This window comes from Streptomyces mayteni, from assembly GCF_054783955.1.
Genome location: NZ_BAAGPR010000048.1, coordinates 23,970 through 41,138 on the forward strand (window position 1 = coordinate 23,970; position 17,169 = coordinate 41,138).

The 17,169-nt window shown below is 72.5% G+C and carries 13 protein-coding genes; 4 read left to right on the top strand and 9 right to left on the bottom strand.

Features of this window, described 5'->3' with window-relative positions; genetic code table 11:
- The first annotated feature begins 134 nt into the window (after positions 1-134).
- Positions 135-1,880, top strand: a complete 1,746-nt coding sequence (locus ACYVPE_RS21205) for a PHP domain-containing protein (protein ID WP_461035236.1) — start codon at positions 135-137, stop codon at positions 1,878-1,880.
- On the top strand, positions 1,877-2,467 hold the full coding sequence (locus ACYVPE_RS21210) for a hypothetical protein (protein ID WP_461035237.1): 591 nt from the start codon (positions 1,877-1,879) through the stop codon (positions 2,465-2,467). Before ACYVPE_RS21205 ends, ACYVPE_RS21210 begins: the two co-directional genes overlap by 4 nt.
- A gap of 338 nt (positions 2,468-2,805) precedes the next feature.
- Here ACYVPE_RS21210 and ACYVPE_RS21215 read toward each other — a convergent pair whose 3' ends face one another.
- From ACYVPE_RS21215 to ACYVPE_RS21255, 9 genes are all read right to left on the bottom strand, one after another.
- The gene (locus ACYVPE_RS21215; RefSeq protein ID WP_461035238.1) at positions 2,806-5,325 is read right to left on the bottom strand and encodes an ATP-dependent Clp protease ATP-binding subunit; all 2,520 of its coding nucleotides are present in this window, start codon (positions 5,323-5,325) and stop codon (positions 2,806-2,808) included.
- A gap of 36 nt (positions 5,326-5,361) precedes the next feature.
- Complete coding sequence (locus tag ACYVPE_RS21220) at positions 5,362-6,423, bottom strand: aldose epimerase family protein (protein ID WP_461035239.1); 1,062 nt, start codon at positions 6,421-6,423, stop codon at positions 5,362-5,364.
- A 101-nt stretch (positions 6,424-6,524) separates the two neighbouring features.
- The gene (mmsB, locus tag ACYVPE_RS21225; RefSeq protein WP_461035240.1) at positions 6,525-7,778 is read right to left on the bottom strand and encodes a multiple monosaccharide ABC transporter permease; all 1,254 of its coding nucleotides are present in this window, start codon (positions 7,776-7,778) and stop codon (positions 6,525-6,527) included.
- 1 nt (position 7,779) lies between these two features.
- On the bottom strand, positions 7,780-9,396 hold the full coding sequence (gene mmsA / locus ACYVPE_RS21230; RefSeq protein WP_461035241.1) for a multiple monosaccharide ABC transporter ATP-binding protein: 1,617 nt from the start codon (positions 9,394-9,396) through the stop codon (positions 7,780-7,782).
- Positions 9,397-9,402: 6 nt separating this feature from the next.
- Positions 9,403-10,530, bottom strand: coding sequence for a multiple monosaccharide ABC transporter substrate-binding protein (chvE, locus tag ACYVPE_RS21235; protein WP_461035242.1), 1,128 nt, complete (start codon positions 10,528-10,530; stop codon positions 9,403-9,405).
- A gap of 702 nt (positions 10,531-11,232) precedes the next feature.
- Positions 11,233-12,216: a hypothetical protein gene (locus ACYVPE_RS21240; protein ID WP_461035243.1), complete on the bottom strand. Its 984-nt coding sequence runs from the start codon at positions 12,214-12,216 to the stop codon at positions 11,233-11,235.
- Positions 12,217-12,311: 95 nt separating this feature from the next.
- Entirely contained in the window at positions 12,312-13,337 is a 1,026-nt protein-coding gene (locus ACYVPE_RS21245) for a zinc-dependent alcohol dehydrogenase (RefSeq protein WP_461035244.1), read from the bottom strand.
- A complete protein-coding gene (locus ACYVPE_RS21250; protein WP_461035245.1) occupies positions 13,334-14,506 on the bottom strand; it encodes a mandelate racemase/muconate lactonizing enzyme family protein in 1,173 nt (390 codons plus the stop codon). The genes ACYVPE_RS21245 and ACYVPE_RS21250 overlap by 4 nt, the downstream gene beginning before the upstream one ends.
- Before the next feature lie 133 nt (positions 14,507-14,639).
- Entirely contained in the window at positions 14,640-15,548 is a 909-nt protein-coding gene (locus ACYVPE_RS21255; protein WP_461035246.1) for an SGNH/GDSL hydrolase family protein, read from the bottom strand.
- Between the two features lie 231 nt (positions 15,549-15,779).
- Between ACYVPE_RS21255 and ACYVPE_RS21260 the strand changes: the two genes are divergently transcribed.
- Both ACYVPE_RS21260 and ACYVPE_RS21265 read left to right on the top strand, forming a co-directional pair.
- The gene (locus tag ACYVPE_RS21260) at positions 15,780-16,274 is read left to right on the top strand and encodes a DUF3145 domain-containing protein (RefSeq protein WP_461035247.1); all 495 of its coding nucleotides are present in this window, start codon (positions 15,780-15,782) and stop codon (positions 16,272-16,274) included.
- Position 16,275: 1 nt separating this feature from the next.
- A complete protein-coding gene (locus ACYVPE_RS21265; RefSeq protein WP_461035248.1) occupies positions 16,276-17,163 on the top strand; it encodes an NAD(P)-dependent oxidoreductase in 888 nt (295 codons plus the stop codon).
- Positions 17,164-17,169: the final 6 nt, after the last annotated feature.

The following is a 17,169-nucleotide window of genomic DNA, read 5'->3' on the forward strand; positions in this document are numbered from 1 at the left end:
GCGTTTCGACATCGACCCACCGGAAAGGGATCCGGTGGGTCGATGTCCCCCACGCCTCACCTTCCGTTCATCTGTCGCGTGAAGAGTGCCCGCCGAGAAGACGAGAGTCTGGCGAACACCTACCGGGAGCGACGATGGGCCACGGCCACCACCATCACGGACACGACCACCACCACGACCACGACCACGAGGCCGAGTCGAGACCGCTTCCGGCGGCCATGGACGTCAACGTCCCCGACAGCGAACTGACCCCCGACCAGCTCTCCCGCCGCTCCATGCTGCGCCGCGCCGGCCTGCTCGGCGCGGGCGTGGCCGGCGCCAGCGTCCTCGCCGGCACCGGCGCCGCCGCGGCCGGCACGGCCTTCGGGAGTGGGCACAGCGGAAACGGGCAGAGCAACAACGGTGGCGGCAACAACGGTGGTGGCAACGGCCGGCTGCTGTGGCTGGCCGGCGACCACCACATCCACACCCAGTACAGCTCGGACGGCAAGTACCGGGTCGTCGACCAGGTGCGCAACGGCGCCCGGCACGGCCTGGACTGGATGGTCATCACCGACCACGGTTCCGTGAACCACTCGCGGATCGGCGTCGAGAAGGTCAACCCCGACATCCGCGCCGCCCGCGACTCGTTCGACGAGACCCTGGTCTTCCAGGGCCTGGAGTGGAACATCCCCGCGGCCGAGCACGCCACGGTCTTCGTGCACCCCGGCGACAACGAGGTCTCGGTCCTCAAGCAGTTCGAGACCGACTACGACGGCGGCGTCAGGAACGCGACCGGCAACACGCCCCAGAACGAGGCGCTCGCCATCTCCGGTCTGAACTTCCTCGCCGAGCAGGTCCAGCGCCGCAAGGTGAAGGACGCGATGATGTTCGCGAACCACCCCTCGCGCAAGGGCATCGACTCGCCGCACGAGATCCGCGCCTGGCGCGACGCGCAGCCCAGGATCGCGCTCGGCATGGAGGGCGCCCCCGGCCACCAGGCCGCCGGCATCCCCGCCCCGCACGGCTCAGGCGGCGGCCGCGGCTACTACGAGTCGAGCCCGGGCAGCGACTCCTTCCCCGGCTACCCGGCCGAGAGCTACCGCACCTGGGGCGGCTTCGACTGGATGACCGCCACCGTCGGCGGCCTGTGGGACAGCCTGCTCGCCGAGGGCAAGGCGTGGTGGATCACCGCCAACTCCGACTCGCACAGCAACTACGGTGACCTCTCCGTGCGGCCCGCCGACACCGACTTCAACGGCAACGGCTTCCACGGCGACCCGGTCTACGGCGGCCCCGCCATGGACGTCGAGGCCGGCGACTACTGGCCTGGCCAGTACAGCCGCACCCACGTCGGCTCGGCCGGCTTCTCCTACGCCGCCGTCATGGACGGCCTGCGCGCCGGCCGCGTCTGGGTCGACCACGGTGGCCTGATCTCCGGCCTCAACGCCCAGCTCCGCGGCGGCAACCGCTCCGCCACGCTCGGCGGCACGCTCTCCGTGCGACGCGGCACCGACGTCACCCTGACCCTGGAGATCGCGCTCGCCAACGGCCCGAACTGGGCGCAGTTCGTGCCCAAGCTGGCCCGCGTCGACGTCATCAAGGGCGACGTCACCGGCGCCGTCTCCGACAAGGACGTGTTCCAGACCCCGAACACCAAGGTCGCCAAGTCCTTCGAGGTCAACAAGTCGACCGGCACCGTGACCCTCGAGTTCCGGCTCGGCCGCGTCGACCGCCCGTGCTACCTGCGGGTGCGCGGCACCGACGGCAACCGCACCCAGGTGGGCCTGAACGGCGCCTCCGTCGACCCGAACGGGCCGGCCCTGGACGTCATGGGCGACGCCGACCCGTGGCGCGACCTGTGGTTCTACTCCAACCCGATGTGGGTGCTGCCCCAGTGACGCAGCGGGCCCTGTTCGGCCTCTCGGCCGGCACCCGTGGCCCGCGTTCGGCCGATCACCTGCTGCACCGACTCGCGGAGACACTCCCGCTCCCGCCCGGTGCACACGCCCGCACCCATGTGGTGCGGACGCCCGAGCCGGGTCTGGCGCTCTCGATAGAGCTGCCGGACCCGGCTCGGGCCGCGGCCGCGGCCACGTTCGAACGACTGAGGGACGAGCGGGAGTTGGCCGTCGCCTGGGGCGACCGGCTGTTCGGCCCCGCCGAACACCGGGCCGCGGCGGTGGCGGCACTCGCCGGACACGACCGGGACGGCGCCCGGGCCGTGCTCTTCCCCGGCGCGGCGGGGCTTTCTGGCACGCTCACGCTGGCCGAGCTGTTCGAACGGACGGCGATCGAGTCGGCGGTGGCGCTGGGTGGCGCCGAGCCGGAGCCTGCGGCTCGCGTTGACACGAGGGGCCACGTGCGGCCGGAACTCCGGGACGGGCGCCTGCTGTTGCGGGTCGCGCCGGCGCGGGGTGGGGTGTACGTGCCGTTCGAGTTGCCGGATCCGCACCCGTGCTGCGGCGGCGACCACGACGCGGAGTAGGCCGCGAGGGTTTCCCCCACCCACCGCTGCGCGGGGGGCCGCGTGTTGTCTGCGGCGCCGTCGTGGCTGGTCGCGCAGTTCCCCGCGCCCCTTTGGGACGCCGTCGTGGCGGGTCGCCGCGTCCCTTCGGGGCGTCGTGGTGGGGCTCCGCCGGTGCCGCTGCGCGGCGGGCCGTGTGTTGTCTGCGGCGCCGTCGTGGCTGGTCGCGCAGTTCCCCGCGCCCCTTCGGGGCGCCGTGGCGGCGGGTCGCCGCGTCCCTTCGGGGCGCCAGCGCCGCCTCTTCGACGCCTCGTCGCGGGCGGGGCCGGGCACCGGCACGGCTGGCCGGGGCCGCGCCGTCAGGCCGCGGGAGGCATGCCTTCGGATTCGGCGGCGGCCTCCGCCGCCGCTTCCTGTTCGCGGGCGATGTCGCACACCACGTGGCCGTCGCGGGTGTCCGCGATGATCGTGTCGCCGGTGTGGGCCTCGTCGCTCAGCAGGAGCGAGGCCAGGTGGTTGTCCAGCTCGCTCTGGATGGTGCGGCGCAGCGGGCGGGCGCCGAACTCGGGGCGGTGGCCGTGTTCGGCCAGCAGGTGGCGGGCGTCCTCCGTCACTTCGAGGCGCATGCCCTGGGCCCGCACCCGGCGGCGGCTGCGTTCCAGGAGGAGGTCGACGACCTCGTTCAACTCGCCGGGTGAGAGCCGGTGGAAGATGATCGTCTCGTCGATCCGGTTCAGGAACTCCGGCGGGAAGTGCCGGCTGAGGTCCGCGAGGAGTTCGTCCCGGACCTCGTCGGCCCGGCCGTGGTGGGCCAGGATCCGCTGCGCGCCCAGGTTGCTGGTCATGATGACCACCGTGTTGCGGAAGTTGACGGTGCGCCCCTGGCCGTCGGTCAGGCGGCCGTCGTCCAGGACCTGGAGCAGCGCGTGGAAGACGTCCGGGTTCGCCTTCTCGACCTCGTCGAAGAGCAGCACGCTGTAGGGCTGTCGCCGTACCCGCTCGGTGAGTTGGCCGGCCTCCTCGTGTCCGACGTAGCCGGGTGGGGCGCCGATCAGGCGGGAGACCGTGTGTCGTTCCTGGAACTCGCTCATGTCGAACCTGACGAGCCGGTTCTCGTCGCCGAACAGCAGCGCCGCCAGGGCCTTGGCCAGTTCGGTCTTGCCGACGCCGGTGGGGCCGAGGAAGAGGAACGAGCCGACCGGGCGGTCCGGGTCGCTCATGCCGGCCCGGTTGCGCCGGACCGCCTCGGCGACCGCCGTGACCGCCTCGTCCTGCCCCACCACCCGGTCGTGCAGGGCGTGTTCGAGCTTCAGCAGCCGGTCGCGTTCGCTCTCCGTCAGCCGGCTGACGGGGATGCCGGTGCGTCGGGACAGCACCTCGGCGATGTCGTCGGCGGTGACCTCCCGCACCCCCTCCCGGCGTTCCCTGATGCCGGCCAACTCGCCCTCGACGCGGGAGATCTCCCGCTTGAGCTCGGCCGCGTGCTCGTAGTCCTCGGCCGCGATGGCCTGGTCCTTCTCGCGGCCGAGCCTGGCGAGCCGGTCCTCGCGCCCGGTGACCTCCGTGGAGCGGCCGAGCGAGCTGAGCCTGACCCGGGCGCCGGCCTGGTCGAGCAGGTCGATGGCCTTGTCGGGGAGGAAGCGGTCGGAGACGTAGCGGTCGGACAGCTCGGCGGCGGCCGACAGCGCCTCGTCGGTGAACCTGACCTGGTGGTGGGCCTCGTAGGCGTCCCGAAGCCCCTCCAGGATCTGGACGGTCTCGTCGACGCCGGGCTCGGGGATCGTCACCGGCTGGAAGCGCCGCTCCAGGGCCGCGTCCTTCTCCACGAACCGCCGGTAGTCGTCCAGCGTGGTGGCGCCCACCACGTGCAACTCGCCGCGGGCCAACGCCGGTTTGAGGATGTCGGCCGCGTCCAGGGCGCCGCCCTCGGCGCCGGCGCCCGCGCCGACCACGGCGTGCAGCTCGTCGACGAACAGGATGGTGGAGTGCTCGGCGGCCCGCACCTCGTCGATGACCTTCTTCAGCCGCTCCTCGAACTCGCCGCGGTACGTGGAGCCGGCGACCAGGCCCGGCAGGTCGAGCGCGACCACCCGCTTGTCCCGCAGCGTCTCCGGCACGTCGCCCGAGGCGATCCGCTGGGCCAGGCCCTCCACGATCGCGGTCTTGCCGACGCCGGGGTCGCCGATCAGCACCGGGTTGTTCTTGGTCCTGCGGGAGAGGATCTCCACGGTCTGCTCGATCTCCTCGGCCCGGCCCACCACCGGGTCGAGCCGCCCGGCCCCGGCCTCCTCGGTCAGGTCGCGGCCGTACGTGTCGAGCGTGGGGGTGGCGCTCGACGACGTGCCGGCGGCGGGGCGCCGCTCAGGCGCGGCGCGCAGCCGGTCGGCGTCCACCGGCTGGCCGGAGAGCAGCCCGGCGGCGCCCGAGTCCGGGTCGTCGAGGAGCGCCGCCAGGACGTGCTCGGGGCCGATGTAGGAGACGCCCGCCGCCTGCGAGCGGGTGTGCGCGTCGATCAGGGTCCGCTTGGCGGCCGGGGTGAGGCCGGGCTCGGCGGACGGCGCGGCGCCCGCGCCCGGCAGCGGCTCGGCGACGGTCGCGGCCAGCCCGGCGAGGTCGACGGCGGCCTCGGCGAGCAGGCCGCGGGCCTGCCCGGCCTGGGTGCAGGCCCACAGCAGGTGCCCGGTGTCCAGGTCCTCGACGCCGTCCTCGACGGCCCGCTCCGAGGCCCGGGATATCAGGTCGCGCGCCGCCTCGCTCAGCAGCCGGCCGATCGGCACCCGCTGCACCCGGGGTGGCGCCGCCCCCGGCGACATCCCGAAGAACCGGTTGAGCAGGTCGGCGAACGGGTCACGGGACGGGCCGAAGGACGAAGACGTCATACGTCCACGAGAACAAGCGATCGCACGCCGCGCCGGTTACCGTACGGCGAACGAGTGAACGGTGCTGGAGCGGTAGGTCTCGCCGGGGCGCAGCACGGTGTCGGGGAAGTCGGGCCGGTTGGGGGAGTCGGGGAAGTGCTGGGTCTCCAGGCACAGGCCGTCGCCCTGCCGGTAGACGCGGCCCGAGGGCCCGGCGAGGCTGCCGTCCAGGAAGTTGCCGCTGTAGAACTGGAGCCCGGGCTCCGTGGTGGCGACGGTCATCAGCCGCCCCGAGCCGGGCTCGTAGACGGTGGCCACCCGCTCGGGCCCGGTCGTCACGCCCTTGTCGAGCACGAAGTTGTGGTCGAAGCCCTGGGCGCGCAGCAGCTGCGGGTGCGCCTGCCGCAGGTCCCGGCCGATCGGCTTGGCGCGGCGGAAGTCGAACGGGGTGCCGTCCACCGGGGCCGGCGGCCCCTCCGGGATGAGGGTGGTGCCCACCGGCGTGTAGTGGCCGGCCTCCAGGCCGAGGCGGTGGTCGAGGACGGTGCCCGCGCCCTCGCCCGCCAGGTTGAAGTAGGTGTGCGAGGTCAGGTTGACGACGGTCGGCGCGTCGGTCTCGGCCGTGTAGTCGATCCGGAAGCCGCCGTCCTCGGTGAGCGTGTAGTCGACCAGGACCCGCAGCGTGCCCGGATAGCCCTGGTCGCCGTCCTCGCTGGTCAGCCGGAGCGTGAGCCCGGCAGGTCCGGACGGGGTGACCTCCCAGAGCCGCCGGTCGAAGCCGACGTCGCCGCCGTGCAGGCTGTGGGGGCCGTCGTTGCACGGCAGCCGGTGGGGCCGCCCGTCCAGCGTGAAGCGGCCCTCGGCGACGCGGTTGCCGTACCGGCCGATCAGCGCGCCGAAGTACGGGGAGTGGCCGGCCGTGTACGGTGCGAGCGTGTCGAAGCCCAGGGAGACGTTGGCCGACTCGCCGTGCCGGTCCGGGAGTTCGAGGGACTGCACGACGCCGCCGTAGCTGAGCACGCGCAGTCTGGTGCCGCCCCTGGCCAGCGTCCAACGGTGCACCTCGGTTCCGTCGTCCAGCCGACCGAACACCTCTGACCGCGGCGCTTCTTCTCTCACGGAACGTGCTCCTAGCCGAAGGGGACGACGAGATCACACGACGGTACCCCCCGCCCCGGGACGGTCCTGGGCGGGGGGCACGAGCGGTCCCACGGGGCGGCTCAGGTGCGGCCGGCCAGGCCCCGGCGCTTGTTCCAGACGTCGAAGGCGACCGCGACCAGCAGCACCAGGCCCTTGATCACCTGCTGCCAGTCCTCGCCGACCCCCACCAGCTGCATGCCGTTGTCCAGCACGCCGAGCACCAGGCCGCCGATCACCGCGCCGAGCACCGTGCCCACGCCGCCGCTCATCGAGGCGCCGCCGATGAACGCCGCCGCGATGGCCTCCAGTTCGAAGAGGTTGCCGGCGCCGGTGGTGGCGGTGCCGGTCCTGGCAGTGAACACGATGCCGGCGAGCGCCGACAGCAGGCCCATGTTGATGAACACGGCCATGGTGACCCGCCGGTGCTTCACGCCGGACAGCTCGGCCGCCGCCCGGTTGCCGCCCAGCGCGTACACGTGCCGCCCGAACACCGAGTTCCGCATCACGAAGCCCAGCAGCACCAGCAGACCGCCGAGGATCAGCAGCACCACCGGCGTGCCCCGGTAGCTGGCCAGGGTGAAGGTGAACGCCATCACCGCGGCCACCAGCGCCACGCAGCGCAGCACGAACAGGTTGAACGGCAGCACCGTCAGCTCGTACTGCCGCTGCTGGGAGCGGCGCCGCCACTCCTGCGCCACCACGGCGACCGACACCGCCACGCCCAACAGCAACGTCAGGTTGTGGTAGTTGGTCTCCGGGCCGACCTCGGGCAGGAAGCCCTGGTTGATGTCCTGGAAGCCCTGCGGGAGGCCGGACCAGGTGCGGCCCTCCAGCAGGATCCGGGTGGCGCCGCGGAACAGCAGCATGCCGGCCAGCGTGACGATGAACGACGGTAGTCCGACGTACGCGATCCAGAAGCCCTGCCAGGCCCCGATGGCGGCGCCGATCAGCAGCGCCACCAGCACCGCGAGCTGCCACGGCAGGTCGTGCTCCAGGATCAGCACGGCCGCCGCGGCCCCGCTGAAGCCGGCGATCGACCCGACGGACAGGTCGATATGGCCGTTGATGATGACGATCATCATCCCGATGGCCAGGATCAGGATGTAGCCGTTCTGGTTGATGATGTTGCTGACGTTCCGCGGCAGCAGCACGTCGCCGTCGGTCCAGATCTGGAAGACCAGCAGCAGCACCGCCAGCGCGATCAGCATGCCGTACTGCCGCATGTTGGTGCGCAGCGCGGTCAGCACCAGCGTGGGCAACTGCCGCATGCCGCCCCCGCCTCCGCCGCCCGGAGGCTCGTCGGTCGGGGTCTTGCCCAGGGTGGCCTGGCTCATCTCACCGTTCCTCGCTTCCGGGCACCGTCTGGCTGGTCTCGGCACTCGCCTCGGGGCTGGCCCGGGTCGTCGTCATCAGCCGCATCAACGTCTCCTGGTCGGCGTCCGCGCGGTCGAGCACGCCGGTCAGCCGGCCGGCGGCCATCGTGGCGATCCGGTCGCAGATGCCCAGCAGTTCGGACAGCTCGGAGGAGATGACGATCACCGCCTTGCCCTCGGCGGCCAGTTGGTCGATCACCGTGTAGATCTCGGACTTGGCGCCCACGTCGATGCCGCGGGTCGGCTCGTCCAGGATCAGCACCCGGGGCTCGGCGTTGATCCAGTTCGACAGCACCACCTTCTGCTGGTTGCCGCCGGAGAGCCGGCCCACCTGCTCGAACACGGTGGGCGCCTTGATGTTCATGGAGGCCCGGAACCGCTCGGCCACCCGGGTCTCCGCGTGCCCGTCCACCAGCCCCCGGCGGGCCATCCTGGGCAGCGCCGCCATCGAGATGTTCCGGCTGATGGTGTCGATCAGGTTGAGGCCGTACGTCTTGCGGTCCTCCGTGACGTACGCCAGTCCGCGCTCGATCGCCTCGGCCACCGACCGCGTGGAGACCTGCCGGCCGCCCATCGAGACGGTGCCGCGCTCGTAACGGCCCCAGGACCGGCCGAACACGCTCATCGCCAACTCGGTGCGGCCGGCGCCCATCAGCCCCGCGATGCCCAGGATCTCGCCGTGCCGCACCTCGAACGACACCGAGTCCACCACCCGGCGCGCCGGGTCGAGCGGGTGCCTGACGGTCCAGTCCGACACCGACATCGCCACCGTCCCCGCCAACTCCCCGGTGTACGGGGTGCGGGTCGGGTAGAACCGCGTCAACTCCCGCCCCACCATGGCGCGAATGATCCGGTCCTCCGACACCTCGGCCGGCGCGCCGGGCTCGGCCCGCACCGGCAGCGTCTCGATGGTGCGGCCGTCCCGCAGGATCGTCACCGAGTCCGCCACCCGGCGGATCTCGTTGAGCTTGTGCGAGATCAGGATGCAGGAGATCCCCTGCTCCCTCAGCTCCACGATCAGGTCGAGGAGCTTGCCGCTGTCCTCGTCGTTGAGCGCGGCCGTCGGCTCGTCCAGGATCAACAGCCGCGCCCGCTTGGCGAGCGCCTTGGCGATCTCCACCAACTGCTGCTTACCGACGCCCAGTTCGGCTATCGAGGTGGTCGGACGCTCGTCCCCGAGGCCGACGCGGCGCATCAGCCGCTCCGTCTCCCGTAACGTGTCCGTCCAGTTGATCACCCCGGCGCGGTTGGCGCGTTCGTTGCCGAGGAAGACGTTCTCCGCGATCGACAGGTGCGGCACCAGCGCCAGCTCCTGATGGATGATCACGATCCCGCGCCGCTCGCTGTCCTTGATGTCGCGGAACGCGCAGCGCTCACCCTCGAAGTGGATCTCGCCCTGGTAACTCCCGTGCGGGTGCACGCCGCTGAGGATCTTCATCAGCGTGGACTTGCCGGCGCCGTTCTCCCCGCAGACGGCGTGGATCTCGCCCGCCGCCACGGACATGCCGACCTGGTCGAGGGCCCGCACCCCGGGAAAGGTCTTGGTGATGCCGCGCATCTCCAACACGTGCTCGGTCATGGTGGGTCAGCCCAGCTGCTCTTCGGTGTAGAAGCCCTCGTCGACGAGGAGTTGGGCGTTCTCGGCGTCGATGCTCACCGGGTCGAGGAGGAAGGCGGGCACCACCTTGACGCCGTTGTCGTAGGACTCGGTGTCGTTGGCCTCGCACTCCTCGCCGCCCAGCAGCGACTCCGTCATCGCCAGCGCCTGAGCGGCCAGCTCCCTCATGTCCTTGAAGACGGTCTGGGTCTGCTCGCCCGCGATGATCGACTGCACCGAGGCCAGCTCCGCGTCCTGCCCCGTCACCACGGGCAGCGGCTGGTCCGCGGTGCCGTAGCCGACGTTCTTCAGCGCCGCGATGATGCCGAGCGAGATGCCGTCGTAGGGGGAGAGGACGGCGTCGAGCCGCTCGGACCGGTAGTCGGCGGTCAGCAGGTCGTCCATCCGCTCCTGCGCCTCCGAGCCCGACCAGCGCTCGGTGGTGATGGCGTTCAGCTCCGTCGCGCCGGAGCGGACCGTGAGTTGGCCGTCGTCCAGGAAGGGCTGCAGCACCCCCATGGCGCCCTGGAAGAAGTAGCGGGTGTTGTTGTCGTCGGGCGAGCCGGCGAACAACTCGATGTTGTAGGCCTCGTCGCCGCCCTCGGCCAGGCCGAGCGCGTCCACGATGTACTGGCCCTGCAACGCGCCGACCCGCTCGTTGTCGAAGGAGGCGTAGCAGTCGACGTTCTCGGTGTCCATCAACAGCCGGTCGTAGGCCACCACCGGGACGTCCGCGTCGGCCGCCTGCTGGAGCACGTTGCCGAGCGAGGCGCCGTCGATGGCGGCGATCACCAGCAGGTCGACGCCCTGCGCGATCATGTTCTCGATCTGGCTGATCTGGTTCTCGATCTGGTCCTCGCCGTACTGGAGGTCCGTCTCGTAGCCGGCCTCCTCGAACAGCTCGACCATGTTCTCGCCGTCGGCGATCCAGCGCTCGGAGGAACGGGTGGGCATCGCGATGCCGACGGTGCCGCCCTCGGCTTCTGGATCTCGATCCGGTTCCGAGCCGCCCTCGGAGTCCTGGCCGCAGGCGGCGAGTGACAGGGCGAGGGTGGCGGCGACGGCGATGCCGCGGGCGCCGCGGGCGGTGAATCGGGCACGGGACAAGGTGCTCACGTCCTTCCGGCTGATGGTGGCTGGTACCGGCCCCCTGCGGGGGGCTTTTGCGGGGCCGCCGGCGGGCCGGCGCCTGGCGGCGCCGGCCCGTGGCGGCCTTGGTGCGGTGGTGCCTGCGGCGCTGAGCCGCGTCCGGCGCCTGGGGGCGCCGGTCCTTGCCGTTTGCCTGCGGCGCTGGGCCGGGGCGCGGGCGCCTGGGGGCGCCGTGCCTGGCCTGGTGGCCGGTGGTGCGTGGTGCGTGAGTTGTGCCTGTGGCGCCTGACGGCGCCGGTTCCGGCGTTGCCGGCCGTGCGGTGGTGCCTGCGGCGCTGGGCCGCGTCCGGTGCCTGGGGGCGCCGGTGCTTGCGGTGGTGCTTGTGGCGCTGGGCCGTTGCTGGCGCCTGGCGGCGCCGGTTCCGGCTGTGCCGGGTGGTGCGGTCCTGCCTGCGGCGCTGGGCCGGGGCGCCGGCGCCTGGGGCGCCGTGCTCGGCCTGGTGGCCGGTGGTGCGTGGTGCCTGCGGCGCGACCTGCGCGTCAGCGCTTGGCGGCGCCGTGCTCGGCCTGGTGGCCGGTGGTGCGTGGTGCCTGCGGCGCGACCTGCGCGTCAGCGCTTGGCGGCGCCGTGCCTGGCCTGGTGGCCGGTGGTGCGTGGTGCCTGTGGCGCCGGTTCCTGGTGTGCCGAGTGGTGCGGCGTTGGGCCGGGGGTTTGGGGGTGTGGCGCCGTCAGGCGCCTTCGGTGGTCGTGGGGGCGGGGAAGCGGTTGAGGGGGCCGGGGAGGCGGGAGCCGAGGGGGGACATGCCCGTGTTGGCGCCGAGGCGGGTCAGGAGGTCGAGCGCGAGGCGGCCGCGGCGGACGCGTTCGCGGGCCGTATCGAGCGTGACGTCGCGCAGGTGCCCGCCGACCGGGTAGATGCCGGGGGCCCGGCTCAGGCCGAACTTGAGGTAGATCGGCGCGCCGCGCCGGATCAGTTCGGCGATGTCGTACATCCGCACGTAGCCGCCCAGGTCGTCGGGCGCCTCCAGGTAGAAGTCCAGCGGCACCCGGCTGGCCCGGCGGATCTCCGTCAGGTGATCCAGCGTCAGATCCGACGGGATGTTGACGGAGTCCGCGCCCAGGCCCTCGTGGACCGCGACCGACGCCGGGTTGACCGGGCCGATCAGGGCGGAGACCTTGATCGTCGTGTCGGCAGGCAGCGTGCCCTGCGCGCGCAGCCGGTTCAGCAGCCACAGCACGCCCTCGTCCGCGACCAGCAGGCACTTGACGCCGAGTTCGGTGGCCCGCAGCGCGTCCTCGACGCAGCCGGCGAGCGCGCCGTGGCCGCGGGCGCGGAGGCCGGCGCCGCCGGACGAGGTGCGGGTGCCGGCGCCGATGTCCCACGTGCCGCGGGGGCCGGTGAACAGGCAGAGCTCGACGCCGGCCTGGGCGCAGGCGTCGACCATCTCGGTGATCTCCGCGTCGGTGAGCATCCACACGCCGCTGCCCTGGCTGATGCGGTGGATCGGCACGCCCAGTTGGGCGGCCTCCTTGAGGACCGTGTGCACGGCCTCCGGGCCCTCGACGGACGGTATCTCGGTGCGCCACGTGCCGCCGTCGGGGAAGGCGTGCGGGGAAGCGTCGGCGGGATCGTCCGCCGGGGCCGCGTAGCCCAGCGAGGCCAGGGCGCTGTCGCCCGGGCGGCGGGGAGTGGCGGGCGCTGTCTCAGACACGATGCTCCATTGTTCGCGGTTGTTCGATCATTAGGGAAGAGGTGTGAACGGGTTTGATCGCGAGGTGGTTGAGCGTGATCGCCCGCCGTCGTCCGCTATGGGGTGAGCAGCACCTTTCCCACCTCCGGATCGCCGCTGCCGACCAGCCCGATCGCCTCCCCGAACGAGGTCAGCGGCAGCCGGTGGGTGATCAGTTCGGCCGGCCGCAGCAGGCCCTGGCCGAAGGCGAGGGTGGCGTACGACCAGGCCGCCGGCGGCGCGCCGAAGACGCTGGAGACGGTGAGCTGACTGACCGACAGGTGGACGGGATCGATGCCGTGCGCGCCGGCCTCCGGCATCCCGGTCAGGACCACCCGGCCGCCGCGCCTGGCCAGCAGGCACGAGTCGCGGGCGGTGCCCGGCGCGCCGGCCGTCTCCACGACTAGGTCGTAGCGGCCCGGCAGCCGGGACGCGGCCTCCTCGGGGCCCGCGGTCGAGGTCGCGCCCATCGCGGTGGCCTGGCTCAGCGGCCTGGACCGCGGGTCGACGGCCAGCAGCTCGGCCGGCGAGGAGGCGGCCAGGAACTGCGTGGCCAGCAGCCCGAGCGTGCCGGCGCCGACCACGGCGACCCGCTCGCCCGGCCTGGGGGCCGCCCGCAGCACGGCGGCGGCGACCACGGCGGCCGGTTCGAGCAGGGCGGCCGCCGTCAGGTCGGCGTCGTCGGAAAGTAGGTGCAGCAGCCCGGCCGGCAGCACCAGATGGTCGGCGAACGCGCCGGGCTGGGTGAAGCCCGTCTCCTCGTAGCCGGCGGTGCACAGGCTGGTCTCGCCCGAGCGGCAGCGGTCGCAGACCCCGCAGGCCCGGAAGCCCTCGCCCACCGTCTTCCGGCCGACCAGCGCCGGGTCGACGCCGGGCCCCGCCGCGTCGACCGTGCCCGACCACTCGTGCCCTGGCACGATCGGGTAGCGGACGTAGCCGGCGGCCCTGGTGCCGTCGTACACCTCGCGGTCGCTCGCGCAGATCCCCGCCGCGTGCACAGCCACCCGGACCTCGCCGGGTCCCGGCGTCGGGGGCTCGCCGGTGACCAGCCGGTGGGTGCCCGGCCGTTCGACCAGCACGCTCCGGGTCTCGCCGGTCGTCACGGCTGCTTCCCCGCCCCGCCGTCCCGCTTGTGCCAGTCCTCGGCCCACAGGTCGAAGCGGGCCTGCTGCTGCGGGAACTCGGCCGCCGCGTCGGTGTCCAGCTCGACGCCGAGGCCCGGCTCCTCGGAGAGCGTGAAGTAGCCGTCGACCACCTCGGGCGCGCCCTCGACCACCTTCTTGATCTCCGCGTCCGCGAAGTCGTTGAAGTGCTCAAGGATCTTGAAGTTCGGTGTGCAGCCGGCCAGTTGGAGGCTGGCCGCGGTGAGCACCGAGCCGCCCACGTTGTGCGGGGCGACCAGCACGTAGTGGGTCTCGGCGGTGGCGGCCAGCTTGCGCATCTCGCCTATGCCGCCGATGTGGCCGAGGTCGGGCTGGATGATGTCGACGGCCTGCGACTCGAAGAGCTCCCGGAACTCGATCCGGTCGTGGATCCGCTCGCCGGTGGCGATCGGGAGGTTGGTCCTGGCGGCCACCTTGGCCAGCGCCTTCAGGTTCTCCGGCGGCACCGGCTCCTCCAGCCAGGACGGCGCGAAGCGCTCCAGCTCGCCGGCCAGCCGGATGGCGGTGGCCGGGCTGAACCGGCCGTGCATCTCCAGCAGCAGCTCGGCCTCCGGGCCGATCGCGTCCCGCACCGCCTCCACGAGGGAGATCGAGCGCAGCGTCTCGGCGTGGTCGAGCTCGAAGCTGCCGGTGCCGAACGGGTCGAGCTTGAGGGCCAGGTAGCCGCGGTCCACCACCGTCTTGGCGGCCTTGTGGAACGCCTCCGGGGTGCGCTCCACGGTGTACCAGCCGTTGGCGTACGCCTTGACCCGGTTGTCCGAGACGTCGGCGCGGCCGCCGAGCAGCTGCCAGACCGGCACGCCGAGCGCCTTGCCCTTGATGTCCCAGCAGGCCATCTCGACGCAGGCGATGCCGGACATCACGATCTCGCCGGCCCGGCCGTAGTCGCCGTACTTCATCCGGCGCACCAGGTCCTCGACCGCGAACGGGTCCGACCCGACGACGTGGTTCGCCCCGGCCTCCCGGAGATAGCCGATCAACGCGTCGGTATGCCCCAGCATCCGGGTCTCGCCCACGCCGGTCAGGCCCTCGTCCGTGTGGACCTGGACATAGGTGAGGTTCCGCCAGGGTGTGCCGACGACATGCGTGCTGATTCCGGTGATACGCACGGGAAAGCGCCCTCTCACGCGACGTTCGATATTTCGTTAATCGTTCGAAATCCTGGCGAGAACGTTAGGAGGCCGCCCATACCCTGTCAATGGTCAGGAAGGTCAGGGAATGGATACCGCGGATCGGGGGCGGCTAGTCCACCGGCCGCTCGGCCGGCTCGCCGGACTCGGACATCGTGATGTGCTCGTAGGCGAGCGCGGCCAGCTCGGACTGGCCCTCCCGGCTGGGGTGGAACCAGTCCCAGTCGCTGAGGTGGCTGGACGTGAAGCGGAAGTCGAAGACCGCGCCACCGTCGTAGCGGCACAGCTCGTCCGAGGCGCAGACGTCATCGAGCACCGTGTTGTACTCCTGCACGCGGGCCCGCACCTCGGCCCGCCGCTCGCCGGCCGCCGCGCCGTCGTCCGTGGCGTCGCTCAGCATCGAGGGGCAGATGTTGGCCATCTGCCACACCGTGCGCGCCATGAACGACTCGCTGCCCTCCTCCCAGAGCCGCATCAGGTCGGGCACGCTCGACACGTAGATGCCGGTCTCCGGCAGCTCGTCCCTGATCACGCCGAACGCCTCGGTGAGCTCGGCCCTGAACTCCGCCGGGCTCGTCATGGACGCGACGTCGGCGGCGCAGGCGTCGTTCGCCCCGATCAGCACGGTGACCAGCTCGGGCCGATGCCTGACGGCCTCGGCCGCCTGGGCCGGCAGATCGGTGACCCGGGCGCCGGTCGCCGCCAGGTTCCATGACCGCTCGGCGGTCGCCTCGCCCAGTAACTGCTGCGCCAGGCTGTCCACGTTGGCGTCCGTGCCGGTGGCCCAGGACGCCTCGGGGCAGTCGGAGAGCACGGAGCAGGCGTCGAAGGCGCGGGTGATGGAGTCGCCGATGGCGGCCACCGACTCCGGCGCGGTGTTCCACTCGGGTGCCGGACTCGCCGCCTCCTCCGGGGCGGCGGTCGACTCCTCGGAACCTCCCGAGGTGCAGCCGGCCAACACGGCGGCCGCGACGAGCGGCAGGGCGAGCGACGTGGCGAACGAGCGGCGGTTGACCGGCATTCGGTTTCCTCGGTGTCCGTGGGGGCCTGTGGTGGAGCGGTAGCTTGGACCTGGCAGTGGCGACGCCCGACGCGCGTCTGCAACAAGAGTAAAAGATGACCGCGCGTCACCCGTTGTCCATTTTGCCGCAAAAAGTTGCCAATGGTGTTTACTGTTCGTGCGTGAGACCGGCGTGCTGGGGGGCGCCTTGAGGCTCGCGGCGGGCGCAGGTAGCCAAGAGTGGAGGTCCCGGTGACGACACGTGGTGTTCTGTTCGTGCACTCCGCCCCGCGCGCGCTGTGTCCACACATCGAGTGGGCGGTCGCCGGCGTGCTGGGCGCCAGGGTCGGCCTCGACTGGACCAGACAGCCGGCCTCGCCGGGCACCTGGCGGGCCGAGCTCTCCTGGCAGGGCGAGGCCGCCACCGCGTCCAAGCTGGCATCCGCGCTGCGCGGCTGGCACCTGCTGCGCTTCGAGGTCACCTCCGAACCCTGCCCCACCGCCGAGGGCGAGCGCTACAGCTGCACCCCCGAGCTGGGCATCTACCACGCCGTCACCGGCATCCACGGCGACATCATGATCCCCGAGGACCGGCTACGCGCCGCCGCGGCGCGGGCCGCGCGCGGCGAGAGCGACCTCCAGGCCGAGATCAGCCGGCTGCTCGGCAAACCGTGGGACGACGAACTCGAACCGTTCCGCCACGCGGGCGAGGGCGCGCCCGTCCGCTGGCTGCACCAGGTGGTGTGAGATGGCGCCGACCGTGGCGGTGCTCGGCACCGGGATCATGGGCGCCGGCATGGCCCGCAGCCTGCTCCGCGCCGGCATCGAGGTCCGCGCCTGGAACCGGACCCGCGCCAAGGCCGAGCCCCTGGCGGCGGACGGCGCCCAGGTCGCCGGCACCCCGGCCGAGGCCGTGACCGGCGCGGACGTCATCCTCACCATGCTCCGCGACGGCGCGGCGGTACTGGCCGCCATGCGGGCGGCCACGCCTGGCCTCGCCGCGGACGCCGTCTGGACGCAGAGCTCCACGGTGGGCCCCGCGGGGCTCGACGAGCTGTCCCTGCTGGCCGCCGAGGAGGGCCTCGTCCTGGTGGACGCGCCGGTGCTCGGCACCCGACAGCCGGCCGAGTCCGGCCAGTTGACCGTCCTGGCCGCCGGCCCCTCGGCCACCCGCCCCGCGCTCACCCCGGTCTTCTCCGCGATCGGCTCCCGCACCCTGTGGGTGGCGGACGAGGTGGGGGCGGCCTCCCGGCTCAAGCTCGTCTGCAACAGCTGGGTGCTCGCCGTCACCCACGGCACGGCGGAGGCGCTGGCGCTGGCCGAGGGGCTCGGCGTCGACCCGCAGCACTTCCTCGACGCCGTCGAGGGCGGCGCGCTCGACCTCCCGTACCTCCGCGTCAAGGCGGCGGCGATCCGATCGGGCGAACTCGCGGCGGATTTCACGGTCGACACGGCCGCCAAGGACGCGGGCCTCATCCTGGCCGCGGCCGAGTCGGCCGGCGTCCGCCTCGACCTGGCGGCGGCCGGCGCCGACCGCTTCCGGCGGGCGGCCGAACAGGGGCACGGCGCGGAGGACATGGCGGCGTCCTACTTCGCGAGCTGGCCGCCCGAGTCCGAGTCCGAGTCCGCCGGCTGACCGGCG